General features: G+C 70.0%; 21 protein-coding genes. 5 read left to right on the plus strand and 16 right to left on the minus strand.

Annotated elements, in window-relative coordinates; genetic code table 11:
- Window positions 1–66 precede the first annotated feature (66 nt).
- The 4 genes from ACIRCZ_RS10960 to ACIRCZ_RS10975 all read left to right on the plus strand — a co-directional run bounded on the left by ACIRCZ_RS10960 (window position 67) and on the right by ACIRCZ_RS10975 (window position 1,342).
- A complete protein-coding gene (locus tag ACIRCZ_RS10960; protein WP_055897477.1) occupies window positions 67–267 on the plus strand; it encodes a hypothetical protein in 201 nt (66 codons plus the stop codon).
- Window positions 268–473: 206 nt separating this feature from the next.
- A complete protein-coding gene (locus ACIRCZ_RS10965) occupies window positions 474–650 on the plus strand; it encodes a hypothetical protein (protein ID WP_157480430.1) in 177 nt (58 codons plus the stop codon).
- A 3-nt stretch (window positions 651–653) separates the two neighbouring features.
- Window positions 654–1,094, plus strand: coding sequence for a hypothetical protein (locus ACIRCZ_RS10970; protein ID WP_157480429.1), 441 nt, complete (start codon window positions 654–656; stop codon window positions 1,092–1,094).
- Window positions 1,091–1,342, plus strand: coding sequence for a hypothetical protein (locus ACIRCZ_RS10975; RefSeq protein ID WP_402852868.1), 252 nt, complete (start codon window positions 1,091–1,093; stop codon window positions 1,340–1,342). The genes ACIRCZ_RS10970 and ACIRCZ_RS10975 overlap by 4 nt, the downstream gene beginning before the upstream one ends.
- A gap of 35 nt (window positions 1,343–1,377) precedes the next feature.
- Here ACIRCZ_RS10975 and ACIRCZ_RS10980 read toward each other — a convergent pair whose 3' ends face one another.
- From ACIRCZ_RS10980 to ACIRCZ_RS10990, 3 genes are all read right to left on the minus strand, one after another.
- The gene (locus ACIRCZ_RS10980; RefSeq protein ID WP_402852871.1) at window positions 1,378–1,689 is read right to left on the minus strand and encodes a hypothetical protein; all 312 of its coding nucleotides are present in this window, start codon (window positions 1,687–1,689) and stop codon (window positions 1,378–1,380) included.
- A gap of 92 nt (window positions 1,690–1,781) precedes the next feature.
- On the minus strand, window positions 1,782–4,073 hold the full coding sequence (locus ACIRCZ_RS10985; RefSeq protein WP_402852874.1) for a glycoside hydrolase family 3 C-terminal domain-containing protein: 2,292 nt from the start codon (window positions 4,071–4,073) through the stop codon (window positions 1,782–1,784).
- Window positions 4,074–4,154: 81 nt separating this feature from the next.
- On the minus strand, window positions 4,155–7,001 hold the full coding sequence (locus ACIRCZ_RS10990; protein ID WP_402852877.1) for a hypothetical protein: 2,847 nt from the start codon (window positions 6,999–7,001) through the stop codon (window positions 4,155–4,157).
- A gap of 234 nt (window positions 7,002–7,235) precedes the next feature.
- Between ACIRCZ_RS10990 and ACIRCZ_RS10995 the strand changes: the two genes are divergently transcribed.
- Complete coding sequence (locus tag ACIRCZ_RS10995) at window positions 7,236–7,469, plus strand: hypothetical protein (RefSeq protein WP_055897462.1); 234 nt, start codon at window positions 7,236–7,238, stop codon at window positions 7,467–7,469.
- 112 nt (window positions 7,470–7,581) lie between these two features.
- Here the strand turns inward: ACIRCZ_RS10995 and ACIRCZ_RS11000 are convergent, their stop codons facing one another.
- From ACIRCZ_RS11000 to ACIRCZ_RS11060, 13 genes are all read right to left on the minus strand, one after another.
- Window positions 7,582–7,782, minus strand: coding sequence for a hypothetical protein (locus ACIRCZ_RS11000; RefSeq protein ID WP_055897459.1), 201 nt, complete (start codon window positions 7,780–7,782; stop codon window positions 7,582–7,584).
- A gap of 37 nt (window positions 7,783–7,819) precedes the next feature.
- Window positions 7,820–8,452 carry a TMEM175 family protein gene (locus tag ACIRCZ_RS11005; RefSeq protein WP_055897456.1) on the minus strand — a complete coding sequence of 211 codons (633 nt, stop codon included), beginning with the start codon at window positions 8,450–8,452 and terminating at the stop codon, window positions 7,820–7,822.
- A 16-nt stretch (window positions 8,453–8,468) separates the two neighbouring features.
- Entirely contained in the window at window positions 8,469–9,092 is a 624-nt protein-coding gene (locus tag ACIRCZ_RS11010; protein ID WP_055897453.1) for a response regulator transcription factor, read from the minus strand.
- Window positions 9,089–10,321: a sensor histidine kinase gene (locus tag ACIRCZ_RS11015; protein ID WP_402852882.1), complete on the minus strand. Its 1,233-nt coding sequence runs from the start codon at window positions 10,319–10,321 to the stop codon at window positions 9,089–9,091. Before ACIRCZ_RS11015 ends, ACIRCZ_RS11010 begins: the two co-directional genes overlap by 4 nt.
- A gap of 2 nt (window positions 10,322–10,323) precedes the next feature.
- On the minus strand, window positions 10,324–11,913 hold the full coding sequence (locus ACIRCZ_RS11020) for an MFS transporter (RefSeq protein ID WP_402852885.1): 1,590 nt from the start codon (window positions 11,911–11,913) through the stop codon (window positions 10,324–10,326).
- 95 nt (window positions 11,914–12,008) lie between these two features.
- Window positions 12,009–12,248: a carbon storage regulator CsrA gene (gene csrA, locus ACIRCZ_RS11025; protein WP_055897444.1), complete on the minus strand. Its 240-nt coding sequence runs from the start codon at window positions 12,246–12,248 to the stop codon at window positions 12,009–12,011.
- A 9-nt stretch (window positions 12,249–12,257) separates the two neighbouring features.
- On the minus strand, window positions 12,258–13,118 hold the full coding sequence (locus tag ACIRCZ_RS11030; protein ID WP_402852889.1) for a hypothetical protein: 861 nt from the start codon (window positions 13,116–13,118) through the stop codon (window positions 12,258–12,260).
- Window positions 13,096–15,144 (minus strand): flagellar biosynthesis protein FlhA, encoded by a 2,049-nt coding sequence (locus tag ACIRCZ_RS11035; protein WP_402852892.1) that lies wholly within the window; start codon window positions 15,142–15,144, stop codon window positions 13,096–13,098. The genes ACIRCZ_RS11030 and ACIRCZ_RS11035 overlap by 23 nt, the downstream gene beginning before the upstream one ends.
- Window positions 15,141–16,232, minus strand: a complete 1,092-nt coding sequence (locus ACIRCZ_RS11040) for a flagellar biosynthesis protein FlhB (protein WP_055897435.1) — start codon at window positions 16,230–16,232, stop codon at window positions 15,141–15,143. Before ACIRCZ_RS11040 ends, ACIRCZ_RS11035 begins: the two co-directional genes overlap by 4 nt.
- A complete protein-coding gene (locus ACIRCZ_RS11045) occupies window positions 16,229–16,990 on the minus strand; it encodes a flagellar biosynthetic protein FliR (protein ID WP_055897433.1) in 762 nt (253 codons plus the stop codon). Before ACIRCZ_RS11045 ends, ACIRCZ_RS11040 begins: the two co-directional genes overlap by 4 nt.
- Window positions 16,990–17,265, minus strand: a complete 276-nt coding sequence (locus tag ACIRCZ_RS11050; protein WP_055897429.1) for a flagellar biosynthetic protein FliQ — start codon at window positions 17,263–17,265, stop codon at window positions 16,990–16,992. The genes ACIRCZ_RS11045 and ACIRCZ_RS11050 overlap by 1 nt, the downstream gene beginning before the upstream one ends.
- The gene (fliP, locus tag ACIRCZ_RS11055; protein ID WP_157480472.1) at window positions 17,262–18,038 is read right to left on the minus strand and encodes a flagellar type III secretion system pore protein FliP; all 777 of its coding nucleotides are present in this window, start codon (window positions 18,036–18,038) and stop codon (window positions 17,262–17,264) included. The genes ACIRCZ_RS11050 and fliP overlap by 4 nt, the downstream gene beginning before the upstream one ends.
- A gap of 77 nt (window positions 18,039–18,115) precedes the next feature.
- Window positions 18,116–18,730, minus strand: a complete 615-nt coding sequence (locus ACIRCZ_RS11060) for a flagellar biosynthetic protein FliO (protein ID WP_402852897.1) — start codon at window positions 18,728–18,730, stop codon at window positions 18,116–18,118.
- Window positions 18,731–18,734: the final 4 nt, after the last annotated feature.

The following is an 18,734-nucleotide window of genomic DNA, read 5'->3' on the forward strand; positions in this document are numbered from 1 at the left end:
CCGTCTCGGGCCAGCCGGGATGCGCGCCCCCGTCCGTCCAGCGCTGCCCTGGCCTACGATACGAACGTGAAAGCGACGCTGCGCACGACTCTCGGCTGGCTGGCGGCCGTGCTCATCAACGTCGGCGTGGTCGCTTTCGTCCTCGGCCTCGTGCTTCCGCGCGTCGGCGGCAGCTCGCCCGTGCTGGTCACGGGCGTCGCACTGTGCGTCGCCGGCCTCGTCGTCGGCGCCGTGTGGCTGTACGTCTCCCGGCAGCCGCGCCCCTGAACCCTTTCTCCGCTCGCTGATATTTTCTTCCACTTCCGCGTCAGGATTCAGCCGGTGCGGTGTCTCCTCTCGTGAGAGACATCCCATCGCGCGAGGTGCTCGCCTCAGCGGTCTCTCTCGGGCGTCCGAACCGGGTGTGTCGGCGTCCCTCGTGGGTGGGGCCGGTCGGGCCCCGCCCACGGTCCCGACCGCAGAGGAGACCGGCCATGACCATGCTCGATGACGTCCGCGCACCGCGGGGAGCGCATCCACTGGTGTCCATCGTGGTGGTGTGCGCTGTCGCGGGGGTCCTCCTCATCGGCGGGCTCCTGGGAAGCCTGGCGCTGCTGGACGCGCTCTATGGCAAGCTCCTCGTCGACACGCTCTCTCCGTTGGGACTCTGACCGATGCCTGCGAAACCCCTGGCGGAACGGCACCTCACTCTCGTCGGCGGAACGGGCGGCGGCACACCGCGACCTGGACTGCGGCGGTTGCGGGCGGCCGTGCTGCAGGAGTACCTCGACAAGCTGCCCGAGTTCCTGTTCGTCTCCGACCTGCTGCAGCTGTGCGGGATGCGCTACCCCGAGCTGGCGGACGCTGTCGACGGCGGACGACTCACCCTGGTGAAGCGCGACGGCGGCATGGGCATCGTTGTCGCCGACAATCTGGCGTTCCTGCGTGAGCGGCGGCTGCTCCGGCTGCCTGTGCCCCACCGGGTGCGGGTGAACGCCGAGCGCACCGAGGAACTGGTCGGCGTCTCCCCTGAGGCGTACGCCGAACTGCTGCGGCGAGCCGACGAGTACGGCGCCGGCATCGCGGACGTCATCGACGGGCTGCTCGCCCGATGAGCGAACCGAGCGACCGCAGCACCCGTTTCCGTGCCCGCAGCGACGCGCTGGCCGGATACCTCGCCAGTTTCCTGCTCGTCCTGCTCGCTGGGGCGCTCGCGCTGGCCGCGACGCATCCCCCGTTCGCCGCAGACACCGGGCTGAGCAGGCTCGGCGTCGGCCTGGTGTTCGCCGGCGCGCTCTGCGCCGCTGCGCTCGGTGTCGCGGGAGCGGTGGTCATCCACCGCTGGACCCGCCTGCCCCGCTGATCCGTCGCCGGCTCCCCCGGCTCGATTGCTTCGGGTCAGTCGGGGGCCTCTGTGGTGTCGACGAGGTCGGGGTTGGACGGGTTCTGAGCGGGGTCGAGCTCGGCTGGGGGCGGCTCTGCGGCGTCCGTGCCGGTGGATGCTGCGGTACCGGTGGTGGGGTCCGGCTCGGCCTGGGCGCCGGTGTCGGCGGCGCCTGAAACGCCGGGGTCCTCGGTCTCAGCCGGCTCTTTCGCCTGTGCGTCCCGGTCGGCGGCGTCGGCTCCGCTTCCGCTCTCGAAGCGGGTCGGGTCCTCCTCCGCAGGCACGCCATTGCTGTCCGTGTTCGGCAGTCCGCTGGTGTCACTCATCCGGTGCTCCTCTCGCCTCGGTTCCCCTCCACCAAACGCTGAACCCCCTCGCTCTCGCAAGGGGGTTCAGACGGGTTCGACAGCGGTGTACCTTACGCGGGCTGGTTGGCCGCCGTCGCCGCGTTGGCCGCAGCCACGAGCTGCTGGATCTGCTCGGCGGTCACCGGGCTGCCAGGGAACGCTGCCACGCGGTTCAACGGCATCGACTCCGCCATGCGGCGCAGGCCGGGGTCGTCGAGCATCCCGGCGACAGCGCCTCCGCCGGACTGGGCGAGCGCGCCCATCAGGATCTGGCTGCCGATCGGGTGGGCGAGCCACTCGCCGATGGTCGAGTCGAACGCGAGCAGCGGAAGTCCGGCGTCCCCGGCCAGGGTCACCGTCGCAGAGCCGCGGAGGTCGCGCGAGGACGCGCCGACCGTGACCTCGTACTCCCCTGCCTCCACCGTCCAGCGCTCCTGCGCCGTGTCGTAGAACGCCAGGTCTTCGTTCGGGATGCGCACGGTCACGCGCTCGGTCGCACCGGCCGCCACGGCCACGTTCGCGAAGCCCTTGAGCTCGCGGACAGGACGCTGCACGGACGAGCCGGGCACGGACACGTAGACCTGCACGACCTCGCGGCCGTCCCTGTCCCCGGTGTTGGCGACGTCCAGCGACACCGCGATGCCGTCGCCGTCCGCGTCGGCGGCGACCGTCAGGCCGGAGAAGGCGAACGAGGTGTACGACAGACCGTGGCCGAACGGGAAGCTGACCGCCGCATCCCGGGCGTCGAAGTCGCGGTAGCCGACGAACAGGCCCTCGCCGTAGCGCACGTGCCCCTTCTCGCCCGGGAAGTTGAGGTAGGACGCGGTGTCCTCCAACCGCAGCGGGATGCTCTCCGCCAGACGACCGGACGGGTTCACCACCCCGAACAGCACGTCGGCGACAGCCCCGCCGCCCGCCTGCCCGAGCAGCCAGCCCTCGACGATCGCGGCCACCCTGTCCGCCCAGCCGGAGACGCGGACGACGCCGCCGTTCGAGAGGACGACCGTGACGCGCGCACCGGTCGCGATGACTGCATCCAGGAGGGCGGTCTGCGCGGAGGGCAGCTCCAGGTGCTCGCGGTCGAAGCCCTCTGATTCGTCCTCGCCGGGGAGACCGAGGAAGACCAGCACGTCGTCTGCGGCCTCGGCAGCCGCGGACGCCTCCGCGGTGAGCGCGGAGGCGTCCGCGGCGGCGTCACCGTCGCTGTCGCTGTCGCCCAGCGCGTAACCGGCTGAGAAGGTCACGGCACCGTCACCCGCGATGGCGCGGATCTCATCCAGTGCGTTGTCGAGGCGGGTCGGCACGATCTGCGACGAGCCTGCGCCCTGGTAGCGCGGAGTACGGGCGAACTCGCCGATCACGGCGACGCTCCGCCCCGACGCCGCATCCAGAGGGAGCACACCCTCGTTCTTGAGCAGCACCACGCTGCGCCCCGCCACCTCGCGGGCGAGCGCGTGGTGCGCATCCCGGTCATAGGTCGCGGAGGCGTCCGCGTGGTCGACGGCCTTCTGCACAAGGTCGATGACCCGGTCGGCCGCCGTGGTGAGCACCGACTCGTCCAGGGAGCCGTCGCCGACGGCGGCCACGAGCTGCGCGTCGGTGACGCCATCGCTCGACGGCATCTCCAGGTCGAGACCGGCGACCAGCGCATCCACCCGGTTGTTGACGGCGCCCCAATCGGAGACGACGACGCCGTCGAAGCCCCACTCGTCGCGGAGCACGCGGGTGAGCAGCCACGGGTCCTCGCTGGCGTATACGCCGTTGATGCGGTTGTAGGAGCACATGACGGTCCACGGCTTCGCGTTCCGGACGACGTGCTGGAAGCCGCGCAGGTAGATCTCGCGCAGCGGGCGCTCGTCGATGTCGGCGCTGACGCGCAGGCGGTCGGTCTCCTGGTTGTTCGCGGCGAAGTGCTTGAGCGAGCCGCCGACGCCCTGCGACTGCAGGCCGTTGACGAGGGCGGCGCCCAGCCGACCGCTCAGGATGGGGTCCTCGGACAGGTACTCGAAGTTGCGGCCGCAGAGCGGAGAGCGCTTGATGTTGATGCCGGGGCCGAGGAGCACGCCGACGCCCTCCGCTTTCGCCTCCTCGCCGAGCGCCGCTCCGACGCGTTCGAGGAGTTCCGCATCCCACGACGAGCCGAGCGCGACCGCGGGAGGGAAGCAGGTGGCTGGCACGCTGTCGCCGATGCCGAGGTGGTCGCCGCCCTGCGCCTGCTTGCGCACGCCGTGCGGGCCGTCGGTGAGGTAGATGGACGGGATGCCGACGCGCTCGACGCCTTCGGACTCCCAGAAGCTCTTCCCGCTGGTGAGCGAGGCTTTCTCTTCGGTGCTCAGTTCGGATGCACGGGGCAAGCTGACCATGTTTCTCCTTCGAACGGCTGATCTGTCGCTGCGAATACCATACAACACTCGGTTTTAAGCCGCATCCCTGTCCCCGAGGGCTCAGCGCGAGGAGCGGGAGAGGAGGGCGATCATGCGGGAGAGGTTGGAGGCGTACTGGGGCGTCGCCTGATAGTTCGGATGCGTGGCGACCTTCACCAGGTAGCGCGGCGGCCCGAACTCGTCCGCTCCGCCGTCGACCGGATTCGGGCGGTGGCTGTAGACGGGGAACCCGAGGTAGTCGGTGCGGCGCCACAGGTTGAACCAGGCGATCTCGCCGTCCGGCTGGGTGAGCAGGCCGACCAGGGTGGGGTCGGTGGTGTCGGGAGGCGGAGGCGGCACATCGGTGCCGCCGTGGTCGGCCTGCACCTGGGTGTACCAGGGGTCTGCGCGGCGCAGCGACGGGGTGAGCTGGGTGGGCGTGCCCAGCGGGCCAGGGCCGAACAGCTCGGGGAAGAACCGGCCGAAGTACGTGCGCAGCTGCGTGCCGTAGGTGAGGAGGCCGACGTTGCGGAGCGCATCCTGCTGGTCGGGGCGCAGCGTGAACAGGCAGGAGACGGCGAGCACGGCCCCGAGGCTGTGCGCGCTCAGGATCACGCGGAACGGCCGGTCGTGGCTGAGCGCGTCCTCCTCCTGCTCCTCCTTCCAGGCGAGCTGCTCGGCGACGGTCAGGCCGGGAGGCGGTTTCAGGTCGTGGGTGAGCCAGTCGACCACGCGGTCGCGCAGTTCCGGCACCACCCGCTCGGCGTAGCAGGGCGGTCCGAACGGATGCCCCGCTCGCGGGAGGAAGCACATCAGGTCCCACATCACCCCGATCGGGCGCTCTTTGGTGGTGATCGCGTTCTCGGCGATCATCACCACGGCGCTGACGGCGATCAGCCCGAGCGCCGGGGCGACGAAACCGTCGATCCACGCGAAGAACTGCGTCTTCGACACGGCGAGCGCCGCCACGAATCCGACGGCGAGCAGACCGGCCAGCACGCCCAGGATCGGCTCGCCCCGGTGGAACAGGGCGGCGAAGCGGCGAGCGCGCAGCATCTTCATCGCGAGCCTGTCCGTCGTCCTGCCCCGCTCGACGACGCCGTCCTTGTACTCCTCGACCGGCTCCAGCAGCGGGCGGGTGCCGCCCGGGGTCGGCGGGGTGGTCAGCTTGGGAACCCAGAGCAGCCTGAGCACCACCATGCCGGCGACGAACAGCAACAGCAGCACGGCGATCATCGGGATGACGTCGCCGAAGTTGCTGTACGCGATCGGGGCTTCCAGCGCACGGCCGACCGGGGCGGCGCAGCCGCAGGCCGGAGTGCCGCTGCCCAGCCAGCTCTGCACGCCGAGCACCAGCAGCGTGGACAGGATCATCGCGGCGCCGAGCGACAGCAGCATCCACACGCCGGGGCCCATGCCAGCCCACCCTTCCGTGCGGAACCGTTCCCTGGTGCCGTGGATGCGCGGCCACACCCCCACGAGCACGAGCTGTGCCGCCAGGAACAGACCGGCGATCAGGTAGAACACCCACTGGAGCGCTCCCGGCTGCCCGCCCAGCCGTGCCGGATTCATCGAGACCCCGATGAGGAAGGTGAGCCCGGAGACCGTCATCAGCGCGATCGAGAGGACGTGCGGTACCCCTCGACGCCAGCCGAGCGCCGACAGGCAGATGGCGACCAGCACGCCCAGGATGATCGAGGGCGCGGAGACCAGGCCGAGGAACGCGAACGACGGAGAGCGGTGATAGGCGCCGTTGAGGAACAGTGCAATGAGCACAAGCAGGTAGAGCAGCACCGCGGCGGCGACGGTGATCGCTGCGACCGTCTCCCTGCGGCGCTGCTCGTCGCGGAGAAACGCCGCGAGCCGTTCGCCGGAGTGGTTGATCGTGTCGGAGGAGCGCACGATGCGCACCACTATCCAGACGATGCCCGCCGCGGCGACGATGCCCGCCGCTGTGAAGTACCAGAGCCCGCCGCCGGGGCCCAAGAGGCGGGCGACGCATCCGCTCGGCCCGAACGACTGCAGTTCGCCGCAGCCGGGGACGCCGGCGAACACGCGGTCCCAGACGAGCAGCAGCGAGACCAGGCAGAGCGCACCGGCGAGGTGAAGCCACTCGGTGGGCGAGCCGACGCGGGACTGCTGCCAGAAGCCTTCGACGCTGAGTGGCCTGCGCTCGGTGGCACGGGCGGGGGTGTCTGCGTTGCGCATCCGGCGCACGGTGTTGAAGATGCCTGCCTCGTAGCGGGTGCGAGCGCTGTGCGACACGAGGTAGAGCACGACCACGCCGGCGACGGGCACGAGCGAGAGCACGGCGATCTGCCGTCCGCGCTCGGCGAGGAATCCGGAGGTGAGGAAGTCGACGACACCGGACGGAAGCGCGGGGCATGCCCCTCCGCCGAGGCACTGGGTGCCGATCAGGTCGAGGCTCACCGAGCCGAGCGCGCACACGTACAGCAGCGTCAGCCCGAGCGCGAACACCCGCAGCGAGGTCACGCCGACGCCGCCGCGCCACTCGCCGCCCGCCCGCTGGTTCGGGATGCGCCTGGTCCAGTACGCGCTGTTCGTCAGCCCGAACGGGAGCAGCAGCAGCCACGCGATCTGCACGAAGAACTGGCCGATGATGACGAGCGCTCCCCCGCCGTACCGCGCCATCGCACCCCACGAGTACGCCTCTCGCCGCACATCGGGCGGAGGGACGGCGGGATTCGGGGTGTCGTCGTCCGGGTCGGGTTCCGGCAGCCGGGTGGGCAGCCAGAAGCCGCCGTTCTCATCCCCCTGGTACTGGCGCAGGTCGGCCTTGTCGACGCCGAGCATCTCGGCCGGTGGCGTGTTCTTGATCCCGTGGATGCGCAACTCGAGGATGTGGTGGGGCCGCTGCAGCCCGCCGTCTGCGCTTCCTGTGCTGCTGCCTGTGGTGCTGTCCGTCATGGTGCCCACCCCGTCGTTGGTGACGGGCGAACACTACTCCGAATGAGGTTTTGTCGTCTACCGTTCTGTCCACGGCGGGCGCGTGGCCGGCAGTGGATGCGGGCGGCGCCGGATGCTGCACGAACGTGCGCCGCGCATCCCTAGCCGGACCACCGGCGCGGGCGTAGGCTCTGCCTCACGACAGCGTGCCGACGGCGAGCGAGGTCTGCTGTGCCGCCGGCGGAAGGAGCCAGGATGAGCACGAACGAGCAGCCAGAGCGCGAACCGGCCGACAGGGACGACCTCGAGGGCACATACACGGAAGTGGACGGCGAAGGACCCACCGAGCGCACGGTCCACGGTCAGTACACCGAGGAGGAGGGCGTCGGCCCCGACCCGGAGACCAAGGGCAGCTACACCGACACCGATGAGGTGCAGGAAGCCACCACGGAGGAAGAGCAGGGCGACTACACCGAACGCGACCGCTGACGCACACACGCGTCGTGCGAAACGTGCGGTTCCGGAGATCGGGACCGCACGTTTCGCACGAGGCGTTCGCGCCCAGTGGCGCCCAGCGGCGCCCAGCGGCGCCCAGCGAGCGCTAGCGGAGCTTCTTCTGGGCCGCTTTGCGGGCCTTGTTGACGTTCTTCTTGGCCTCGGAGCGCGCCTTCTTCACGTTGGGGTCGTTCCAGAACGAGGTGACGGCCGTGGAGATCTGCTCGTAGCGCTCGCGCCCGGCGCGCGCGCCGAGGACGTAAGCGATGCCGGCGATCACGAGGATGATCAGAAACTTGGGACGCATCGGTTCTCCTGCCTAGTCGTGGCGCCGACGGTAGCCCTCACCGGCCGCTCTGTGAACCCCGCGGACGGAACACCAGCACCAGCAGTGCGTGCAGCGGCCTGCCGAGGAAGAGCACCAGCAGCCAGAACAGCCCGACCTGCGGCACGAGCACGGCGAGCACCAGCGCGACGACCAGCAGAAGGGCGGGCGTCAGCCCGCGGAGCAGGTCGATGCTGTCGCGGGCGTTCTCCCTCAGCAGCTCCGGATGGCGGTAGAGGTGCTGTTCGATGAGCAGCATGGCGACGGACGCGACGACCATGTTCCCGATGTAGACCGCATCCACATCGCCGCGGTCTCCGCCGATGGCAGAGACGAGGTTGGTGGCGAACGGGATGAACACGATCGAGGCGAGCCAGAGGAAGTTGTACCAGATGATCGCCGGAGAGTAGTCGAGCACCAGCTCGAAGACGCGGTGGTGGATGATCCAGAACCGGCCGATCACGATGAACGAGATCACGAAGCCGAGCAGTTCGCCGTTGTGCTCGGAGACGAACGCGCCGACCGACTCGTGCGCGATGTCGCCGGCGACGTCGACGAGCGGCAGGATCAGCAGGGTGATCGCGATGGCGACCGTCGCATCCGCGAAGTTGACGAGCCGGTCGAGCCCGCGCTCCGTTCTGATCACTGCCATGCGGGTATTCTGCCGGTCAGTCGAGCAGTCCCAGCTCCAGGGCGCGCCGCACGGCCGATGTGCGATCGGAGACGCCGAGCTTCTCGTACGCGCGGCTCAGGTAGGTCTTCACGGTCGCCTCGCCGATGAACAGCTCGGAGCCGATCGCCGCGTTGGTGCGCCCGTCGGCCGCGAGGCGCAGCACGTTGAGTTCCTGCGCGGAGAGCGCCGGCGCGGCCTGCCCTCCCTGCACGCGGCTGAGCAGCGCCGTGGCCGCCGACCCGGCGAGCACCGTCTCGCCTGCAGCGGCGGCGCGCACCGACCTGGCCAGCTCGGCAGGGGCGATGTCTTTGAGCAGGTAGCCGCTCGCGCCCGCCTCGATGGCGCGCAGGATGTCCTGGTCCGTCTCGTAGGTCGTCAGCACGACCACCCTGGTCCCTGGGTGCGCGGAGACGATCGCCTTCGTCGCTTCGACACCGTCGCCGCCCGGCATCCGGAGATCCATCAGCACCAGAGTGGGATGCAGGGCGGCCACGAGCGCGACCGCCTCCGGCCCGCTGGACGCCTGGCCGACCACGTCGATGTCGTCGTAGCTCTGCAGCATCCCGCGGATGCCTTCCCGCACCATCGGATGATCGTCGGCGAGGACGATGCGGATCATGACTGCTCCTCCTTCACGGGGAGGGTCACCCGCACCGTCGTTCCCGCACCGGGATGCGCGTCCAGTTCGAACACGCCGCCCACCTCCCGCACGCGCGACGCCATCCCGTCGATCCCGTACCCGTCGCGCGGTGCGTCGCCGTCGAAGCCCCGGCCGTCGTCGGAGACGGTGAGCGCGATCCCCGCCCCGCGGTCGTCGCCCTCTCCTGCAACGCCGCCGTCGCCGTACTCCAGCACCACGTGGACGTGCGCCGCCGCCGCGTGCTTCCGCACGTTCGCGAGGGCTTCCTGGGCCACCCGCAGCACGACCACCTCTGCGGTGGGCGGGGCAGGGAGCGGCGTGCCGGTGGAGCTGAACCGCGCATCCACCCCTGTCTCGTCGGCGAAGCGGCGGGTGACCCGCTCGACGGCTTGGGCGAGCGAGCCCTCGGAGAGCCTGCCGGGGGTCATCGCCGCGATGATGCGGCGCGACTCCTGCAGGTTCTCCTGCGCAGTCTCCGTGATGAGCTCGACGTGCCTGCGTGCGGCTTCGGGGTCGCTGCTCAGTTCGCCCTGCACAGCGTGGCCGAGCGTGACGATGCTCGTGAAACCCTGCGCGAGGGTGTCGTGCATCTCGCGGGCGATGCGCTCGCGCTCTGCCGCTGCACCCTGCTGGCCGGAGAGCGTGGCGATCTCCGTCTGCTGCTCCCTGAGCTGCTCGATGAGGGCTGCGCGCGCCTCGCTCTGCTGAGTCACGGTGGTCATCCTGTTGCTGAAGTAGATGGAGACGGCGATGATCAGGACGGTCCAGCCGATCAGCTCGGCGAGATCGGCGGGGCCGACCTGCCCGAGCCCGACCCGCACGAGCAGCCCTCCTGCGTTGAGCACGACGATCGCCGCCCCGGCGAACCACGGCCGCAGCAGGAGGAAGAACTGCGGAGAGAGCACGAACAGCGCGACGTTCGTCCAGTCGTTGAGGCCGAGCGCGATCAGGTAGGCCACGATCGCGATGGCGACGTACGCCCACGCCCGCGGCGAGTCGCTGCGCAGCCCGGCCAGGCTCGGCCTGGCCAGGAACCAGTACACCGGGGCGAGGGCCACGACGATCGCGGCGGCGAGCGCGGCGCCGGCGAACCCGCCCACCGGGTTCGCCAGGATCATCACGACCGTGGCCGCGGTCGCGACACCGGAGAACCACAGCCAGTCGCTGAGTGCTCTGTCGGTGATGCGCTGCCCTGTCACGGTCTCCACGCTCAGACTGTAGCGGCTCGGTCGCTGTCGGCGGCGGCGGCCGCTGCCTCGTCCGGCTCGGCGGAGGAGCGCCCTGCCGGGTAGAAGAACCCGAGCACCGCCACGATGGCCATCGCCACCGCCATGCCGATGAACGCCCACTGAACGCTCGACGCGTAGTCGGTCTGGACAGCGTGCATGATCTGGTCGCGCACGGCCTGCGGCAGTGCGGAGAGGGAGCTGCCGCCACCGGATGCGCCGGAGATCTGGTCGACCGCGCGCTGCGCATCCGCCGGCCCGGCGCCGAGCTTCGCGAACGATGCGGTGAGCAGGTCGGTCAGCCGCGAGGTGACGATGGTGGTGAACACCGCGAGGCCGAGCGCCCCTCCGAAGTTCTTCATGGTCTGCGAGATGGCCGTGACCTCGCCGTAGCTGGCGCCGATGGCCCTGTTGACCGCATCCGTCGACACCGCGCTGAACATCAGGCCGATGCCCGCGCCTGCCACCACGATCGGCATGGTCTGCGCGTTGAAGAACGAACCGGCCTGGATGTTGAGATTCGTGACCGAGCTTGCGAGCCACGCGAAGCCGGCCGCGCCGACCAGACCGCCGAGGATGACGACCCCGCGGGCGCCGTGCTTGTCGAACCGGACGGAGCCGATGCGGCTGGCGATGACGAATCCGATGAAGAACTTGAGGAACAGCAGCCCGGTGTCGAGGGCGGAGAGCTGCAACGACACCTGACCGTAGACGCTGAGGAAGAAGAACGTGGAGATGAACGCGATGGACGAGAACAGCGTCGCCAGCGTCGAGAGGGTGAACCCGCGGTCGCGGAACGCGGCGAGCTGCACCAGCGGCTGCGCGACCCGGCGCTGTCGGACGATGAAGAGCGCGATCAGCAGCACACCGGCGATGAGGCTGCCGTACACGGACGGGTCGTCCCAGCCCCACGGGCTCGCCTGCTGCAGGCCGAACACGATGGCGCTCATCCCGAACGCCACGATCACGGCACCCAGCCAGTCGATGCGCTCCCTGCGAGGGACGGACGGGCGCGCAGCGATGGCCACGATGACGAACGCGGCGATCGCGATCGGCACGTTCACCCAGAAGATCGCCCGCCAGGTCCACACGGTGAGGTAGCCGCCGGCGATCGGGCCGAGAGCGGTCATCGCGCCGGTGATGGCGAAGAAGATGGCCATCGCCCGTCCACGGGATGCGCGGGCGAAGCCCTCGACCACGATGCCGATGGCGGCGGGGAACATGATCGCTCCGCTCACGCCCTGCAGCGCACGGGCCGCGACGAGCCACGCCTCCGCGCCGTCGCCTGCGGGGGCGAGGCCGCAGAGCAGCGAGGTGATGCCGAACCCTGCGATGCCGATGAGCGCCATGCGCTTGTGCCCGAACACGTCGGCGACGCGGCCGCCGAGGAGGAAGAACGCGGCGGTGGTGAGCAGGTAGACGTTGACCGCCCACTGCATCCCGTCGTGGCTGAGCCCGAGGTTCTGCTGGATGGTCGGGGCGGAGAGGGCGACGATCGTCTGGTCGATGGTCGTCATGGAGACGGCGAGGATGAGGCCGATGAGCGCGAGCCTCGACGCGCTGGAGGTTTTCATGGTTCCAGCCTCGCCTGGCGGGCTCGCGCGCGGCACCGGCCGGCGGCTGTCATCCGTGTCCGCCGATCGGTGGACACGGGGTGACGCGGGGCGCGTCAGGACAGGCCGAGCGACTTCTTGATCAGCGACTCCGGGTCGTCGGTGGTCGCTGCGGACTCGGTGGCCTGCTGGTTGGCCTCGGTGATCGCGCGGATGACCTCGTCGCGCTGGATGCGGACGCCACGCGGCGCGTCGATGCCGATGCGGATGCCGTCGCCGCGCGCATCCAGGATCGTCACGACGATGTCGTCGCCGATGAGCACCCGCTCCCCGACCTTGCGCGTCAATACCAGCATTGCTTCAGCCTAGCGGGGCGCGTCGTCCAGCCACAGGACGGGGAAGCCCAGCGCCGCCACCGATCCCGGCGTCGCCGTGAAGGCGGCGCCAGACGCTGCGATCCCGTCGACCGCGAGCACGGCATCCACCGCGGCCACCCAGGCGGCGGTGTCCTCGGTCTTGCGGGAGGCGTCGACGGCCACCCAGACCTGATCGGGCGCGATACCGGCGAGCGATTCGGCGAGCGCCGGGATGTCCGCTGCGCCGTGCTCCAGACCGAAGGCCGCGATGATGGAGCGCTCGCGGCGCACGCCGTCCGCGCGCGCCTGGAGGGCGCCGCGGCGGTCGTCGACGCGCGGGGCGGATGCGCGGGTGCTCCCGCCCGGGCGAATTTCGGCGCCGTCGACGGACGCGGCGAAGACACGGGATGCGGTCACGGCGTCTGCGCCGAGGCCGACGACCAGCGTGAGGTCGCCCCGGCCGCGCAGCCGAGCGGGCGGCTGCGGCGGAGAGCTCGGCTGCTGCTGGGCGGCTGGCTGCGGGGAGGGGGAGTCGACAGGCGCGGTGGATGCGCGTGGCTCCGTCCTCTCACCCTCCTCCGCGGCCGTCGCCCGCTCGGCGGCGGCGCGCAGGATGCGCTCGTCGACCACGGGAGCGGACGCGACGGCGACGGCTCCCGAACCGCCGTGCGCATCCACCCTGCTGTCCGCATCCACCTGCTCGTCCGCCACCGCCGGCTTCGCCTCGGTCTCCCCCACCACCCGCACCAGGTCGTCCAGGATCGCCGCGAACGCCGCCGACGACGTGGACACCGCCGGCAGCACCTCGGCCTCCTCCACGTCGACCAGCCCGGTCGCGTCGACCCATTCAGGCCGCGATCGGTTCCGCAACTCGCACCACCCCGACCGTCTCGATCTCCGCCTGCACCGCCGTGACCTCCTGGTACGACAGCACCGCGAGCCCGCTCAGCTGCCCGGCGACGAGGCGCCGGATCGCGGGCCGCAGGGCAGGAGCGCACACCAGTACGGCAGACACTCCCTGGTCGTCGAGCTGCGCCGCGGTCTGCCTGAGTGATCCGAGCACTGCTTCGAGCCGAGCGGGGTCGAGCACGATCTGCGTGCCGAACTCCGAGGGCCGCAGGCCTTCCAGCATCGCCTGCTCCAGGCCGGGGTCGATCATGATGACCCGCAGCGTCGCCCCGTCGAGGTGGGGCGCGACGACCGCGGGGCCGAGCGCGTTCCGCGCCGCCTCGATCAGCCCCTCCGGGTCGTTCGACGTCTTGGCCCGCAGCGCCAGCGCCTCCAGGATGCGCGGCAGGTCGTTGATCGCCACCTGCTCGACCAGCAGCCCCTGCAGCACGCGCTGCACCTCCGCCAGCGTGAGCAGGTTCGGCACCAGCTCGTCCACGGCGGACGGGCTCACCTGCTTGACGCCCTCGGTCAGCTGGCGCACGTCCTCGCGGGTGAGCAGGCGCGCGGCGTTCGCGGTGATGATCGACGACAGGTGCGTGATCAGCACGGAGACGCGGTCGATCACGGTCGCGCCGCCGAGCTCCGCGCTGTGCCGCATCTCGCTCGGGATCCACTTGGCGCCGAGCCCGAAGACCGGTTCGACCGTCGGCGTGCCCGGCAGCGCATCCAGGGCGTCGCCGAGCGCGAGCACGCGCCCGCTCGGCGCCTGCCCTCGGCCGGCCTCGACGCCGGCGATCTTGATGACGTATGTGGACGGCGGCAGGTCTGCGCTGTCCCTGGTGCGCACGGGCGGCACGATGATGCCGAGTTCGAGTGCGATCTTGCGGCGCAGCGCGCGCACCCGGGCGAGCAGGTCGTCCGAGGCGCCGCTGACGATGTCGACCAGGTCGGGTGCGAGAGTGATCTCCAGGGCGTGCACGCGCATCTGTTCGAGCAGGTCGTCCGTCGTCTCTCCCTTGCCCGCGTTGGCGACGGCCGCCTGCGCCGCCTGCGCCTTCTTCGCGGCGGCCTGCGAGTTCTTCAGGCGCTGCGCCGCGAGGATCAGGAACGCGCCGACCAGCACGAACGGGATGGGCGGCATCCCGGGGATGAGCGCCATGACGATGGCGGCGCATCCGGCGATGGTCAGAGCGTTGCGGGACTGGCTGAGCTGGCCGCTGGCCGTGGTGCCGATGTCGGTCTCCGCGTTGGAGCGCGTGACGATCATGCCGGTGGAGACCGCCATCAGCAGAGCCGGGATCTGCGTGACCAGGCCGTCGCCGATGGTCAGCAGCGTGTATGCGTTGACCGCGTCGCCGAGCTCCATCCCGCGCTGGATCATGCCGATCGCGATGCCGCCGACCACGTTGATGACGATGATCAGGATGCCGGCGATGGCGTCGCCCTTCACGAACTTGGACGCGCCATCCATGGCGCCGTAGAAGTCCGCCTCCGCCGACACCTCTGCGCGGCGGGTGCGCGCCTGCTCCTCGGTGATGAGTCCGGCGTTCAGGTCGGCGTCGATCGCCATCTGCTTGCCCGGCATGGCGTCGAGGGTGAAGCGCGCGCCGACCTCGGCGACGCGTTCCGCACCCTTCGTGACCACGATGAACTGGATGACGATGAGGATGAGGAACACCACGGCGCCGATGATGATGGACCCGCCGACGGCGACGTGCCCGAACGCCTGGATGACCTGACCTGCGTACCCGTCGCCGAGCACCAGGCGGGTGGATGCGACGTTGAGGCCGAGCCGGAACAGCGTCGCCACGAGCAGCAGCGACGGGAACACCGAGAAGTCGAGCGGCTTCTTGACGAACATCGTGGTGAGCAGGATGACCAGCGCCAGCATGATGTTGACGATGATGAGCGTGTCGAGGAGCCAGGCGGGCACCGGCACCACCAGCAGCATGATGATGCCGACGACCCCGATGGGGACGGCGACCTTGGCGGTGGTCGATCTCATGAGATGCCTCCCAGAATCGGGGTCATGGTGTGGGTTCCGTATGCGGAGCCGCGGGCCTTGAGGGACATGACGAACGCGAGCACCCTGGCGACCTGGTTGTAGAGGTCGACCGGGATCTCGTCGCCGAGCTGGCAGCCGGCGTGCAGCGCGCGGGCGAGCGGGATGTCCTTGACGATCGGCACCCGCTCCTCCTCCGCCTTCTCGCGGATGCGCTGCGCGATCGTTCCTGAACCCTTCGCGACAACGCGCGGAGCGGACTTGCCAGGCTCGTACTTGATGGCGATGGCGATGTGCGTCGGGTTGACGAGCACCACATCCGACGAGCCGATGGCCGCGATCATGCGGTTGCGGCTCATCGCGAGCTGGCGGGAGCGGCGCTGCGACCTGATCAGCGGGTCGCCGTCGCTGTTCTTCTGCTCGTCGCGCACCTCACGCTTGGTCATGCGGGTCTGCTTGCGGTTGCGCCGCATCACGACGAGCACGTCCAGCCCGGCGAGCACCAGCCCTGCCCCGACAGCGGCCTGCAGCAGGCCGGTCGCGCCGCTGGTCGCCGCGCCGAGCAGCGCGGTGAGCGACAGGCTGCCCGCCGTGAGCAGCACGGGCATCAGCCCCTGGATCACCAGGTACAGCCCGATGGCGACGACCGCGGACTTGAGCAGCGTCTTCGCGCCCTCCCAGAGCGCGCGCATCCCGAACACCCGGCCGACGCCCTTGACGATGTTGAACTGCTCGTACTTGCCCTCGAGCTTCTTGAGGTGAACGCCGCCCTGCGCGGCCGCTGCGCCGATGATCGCGATGGCGGCGACGGCGAGCAGCGGGCCGATGGTGGCCAGGATGCTGCCGAGGCCGTCGCCGAGAGCGTGCAGGGCAGCGGCAGGGTCCGGGTTCTCGATGATGGAGCGGACGGTGAACACCTGGTCGACACCGGCGCGGGTGCCGAGGTCGATGGTGAACGGCAGCATCACGGCGGCCGCGCCGACGCCGACCCACGCGGTGAGGTCCATCGACTTGCTGAGGCGGCCCTTCTCGCGGGCTTCCTTCATCCGTTTGTCGGTCGCCTGCTCTGTGCGTTCCTGCGCGTCGCTCATCGGCCCACCCCCAGCATCGTCTTGACGGCCGTTCCGGTCAGGCCCTCGACCACGCCGGGCAGCGCCACGAAGAGCACGGCGGCGAGCACGACGGTGAGCATGATCTTCAGCGGGAAGCCGAGCGCGAAGGCGTTGAGCGCGGGGGCGACACGGGTCAGCAGGCCGAGGCCGACGTCCGCCAGGAACAGCACGACGATCAGGGGACCGGCGATCTGCACGGCCGCGACGAACATCTGCGTCACCCCGACGACCATCTGCTTCGCGGGCTCGGCGAGATCGATGCCCGCCGCGAGCGGGATGGCGTCGTACGAACGGACGAGGCCGCCGATGATGAGCTGGTACGCACCGGATGCGAACAGCAGCGCCAGCGACGTCATCTGGAACAGCCGGGTGAACTGGGCGCCGTTGACCATCGACTGCGGGTCGAACGCCTGCGCCAGCTGGAAGCCGCCGAACAGGTCGACCAGGTTCCCTGCGGACTGCACGGCGGCGAACACCAGGTAGACGAGGAAGCCGAGCGTCGCGCCGACGGCCAGCTCCCGCAGCAGGTCGATCAGGAACATCCCGATGTCGGCGGAGTGGTATCCCTCGGCCACGCGCGGGGCGACGGCGACGGCCAGGCCGATCGCGAGCATCCCTTTGATCTGGGCGGGAATGCCGTTGTAGGAGAACGGAGGCGCGATCACCAGGAACGCGACCATGCGCAGCGACGCCAGGGCGATGGCCTCGATGGTGGACAGGTCGATGGGGATGTACATCAGCCGCCGCCCAGCAGCGTCGGAATCTTCTCGAACAGGACGTGCGTGAACGTGATCAGCTCGGAGATCATCCAGTGCCCGCAGACGATCAGGGCGATCCCGACCGCCGCCGCCTTCGGCACGAACGACAGCGTCACCTCCTGGATCTGGGTGATCGACTGCACGAGCGAGATGGCGAAGCCGACGACGAGCGCCGTCACCACGATCGGGGCGGCCAGCTTCGCCGTGATCATCAGGCCCTGCATGGCGATGTCGAGGACCGCGTTCGCGTTCATCCGCCACCCCGATAGCTCGTGATGAGGCTGGTGATCACGAGGCCCCAGCCGTCGACCAGGATGAACAGCAGGATCTTGAACGGCAGCGAGATCATCACCGGCGGGAGCATCATCATGCCCATCGACATCAGCGCCGCGGAGACCACCATGTCGATCACCAGGAACGGCACGAAGATCACGAAGCCGATGATGAACGCGGCCCGCAGCTCCGAGATCATGAACGCGGGGATGAGGGTCAGCATCGGCACGGCGGACGGATTCGCCGGGTTGGGACGCCCAGCTGCACGGGTCATCAGCGCGATGTCCTCCTCGCGGACGTGCGCGAGCATGAAGTTCCTGAGCGGCCCCTCGGCGAGATGGACGGCGGCGGTGAAGTCGATGTGCCCGTTCAGGTAGGGCTGAACGGCGTGGTTGTTGATGTCGACCAGCACCGGGCTCATGATGAACAGGCTGAGGAACAGGGCGAGACCGGCGAGCACCTGGTTCGGCGGGATCGACGGAAGCGCGAGGGCGTTCCTGGTGAGCGCGAGCACGACGAAGATCTTGGTGAAGGACGACATCATCAGCAGCAGCGCGGGCGCGACGGACAGCAGGGTGATGCCCAGGAGCGTCAGGATGGCCGCGGAGGGGGTGCCGTTCGGTCCGTTGATGTCGATGGTGACGCCGCCCGTGCCTCCGCCGCCCGGGCCGGCTGGGCCGGTCGGGGTGGGGACGGGCTCCGGCACCATCGGCAGCGGGGCCGCGTGCGCGACGTTCGCGGTGAGGAGCACCATGGCGACCGCCGTGATGACGGCGAGCACGATCGCGACCACGAACCGTGGGGAGCGGATCAGCCGCCCAGCCGCCGCGATCACTTCTTGGGCCGCACCGCCGAGCTCGCCTGCCTCCACGTTGCCGGTGACAGGATCGAGCCCTTGAGGGCCTCGTCGAATACGGAGGCGCGTCCCTGCGCCGTCAGGTAATCGGCATCCTGCCTGGTGTCCTTCACGGGCTTCGCGGCGCCCGTCTGCCGTGCTGCTGTCGCGGACGGGAGCGCATCCTGCGCGGCGTCCTTGGTGGTTGTGATGGATTCTGCTGTGGCGACGTCGCCCGACTGGATCGGGCTCTGCCGGTCGATTGGGCTCTGCCGGTCGATTGGGCTCTGTCTGTCGATTGGTTTGGCGAACGTCTGGCGCACCCGCGAGATCGGGGTGATCTCCGCATCCACGTCGGCCGGCCGGTCGCCGGAGGCGAGCACGTTGACGTTCCGCTCAGTGACGCCGAGCACGAACCGTGTCCCGTCCACGTCCACCACCACGACGGACGCCTTCGAGCCGACGCCCTGACGGCCGACGACGGTCACCGCGTTCCCACGGCGGACGCCGCCGCGCTTGCCCTTGGTGACGCGGCGCTGCACGTACCAGAGCAGCCCGACGATCACGCCGAGCACGACGAGCACTCGGAGAGCGACGAACACGGTATCCACGAAG

The sequence above is a fragment of the Leifsonia sp. NPDC102414 genome (assembly GCF_044765685.1).
GTDB lineage: Bacteria > Actinomycetota > Actinomycetes > Actinomycetales > Microbacteriaceae > Leifsonia.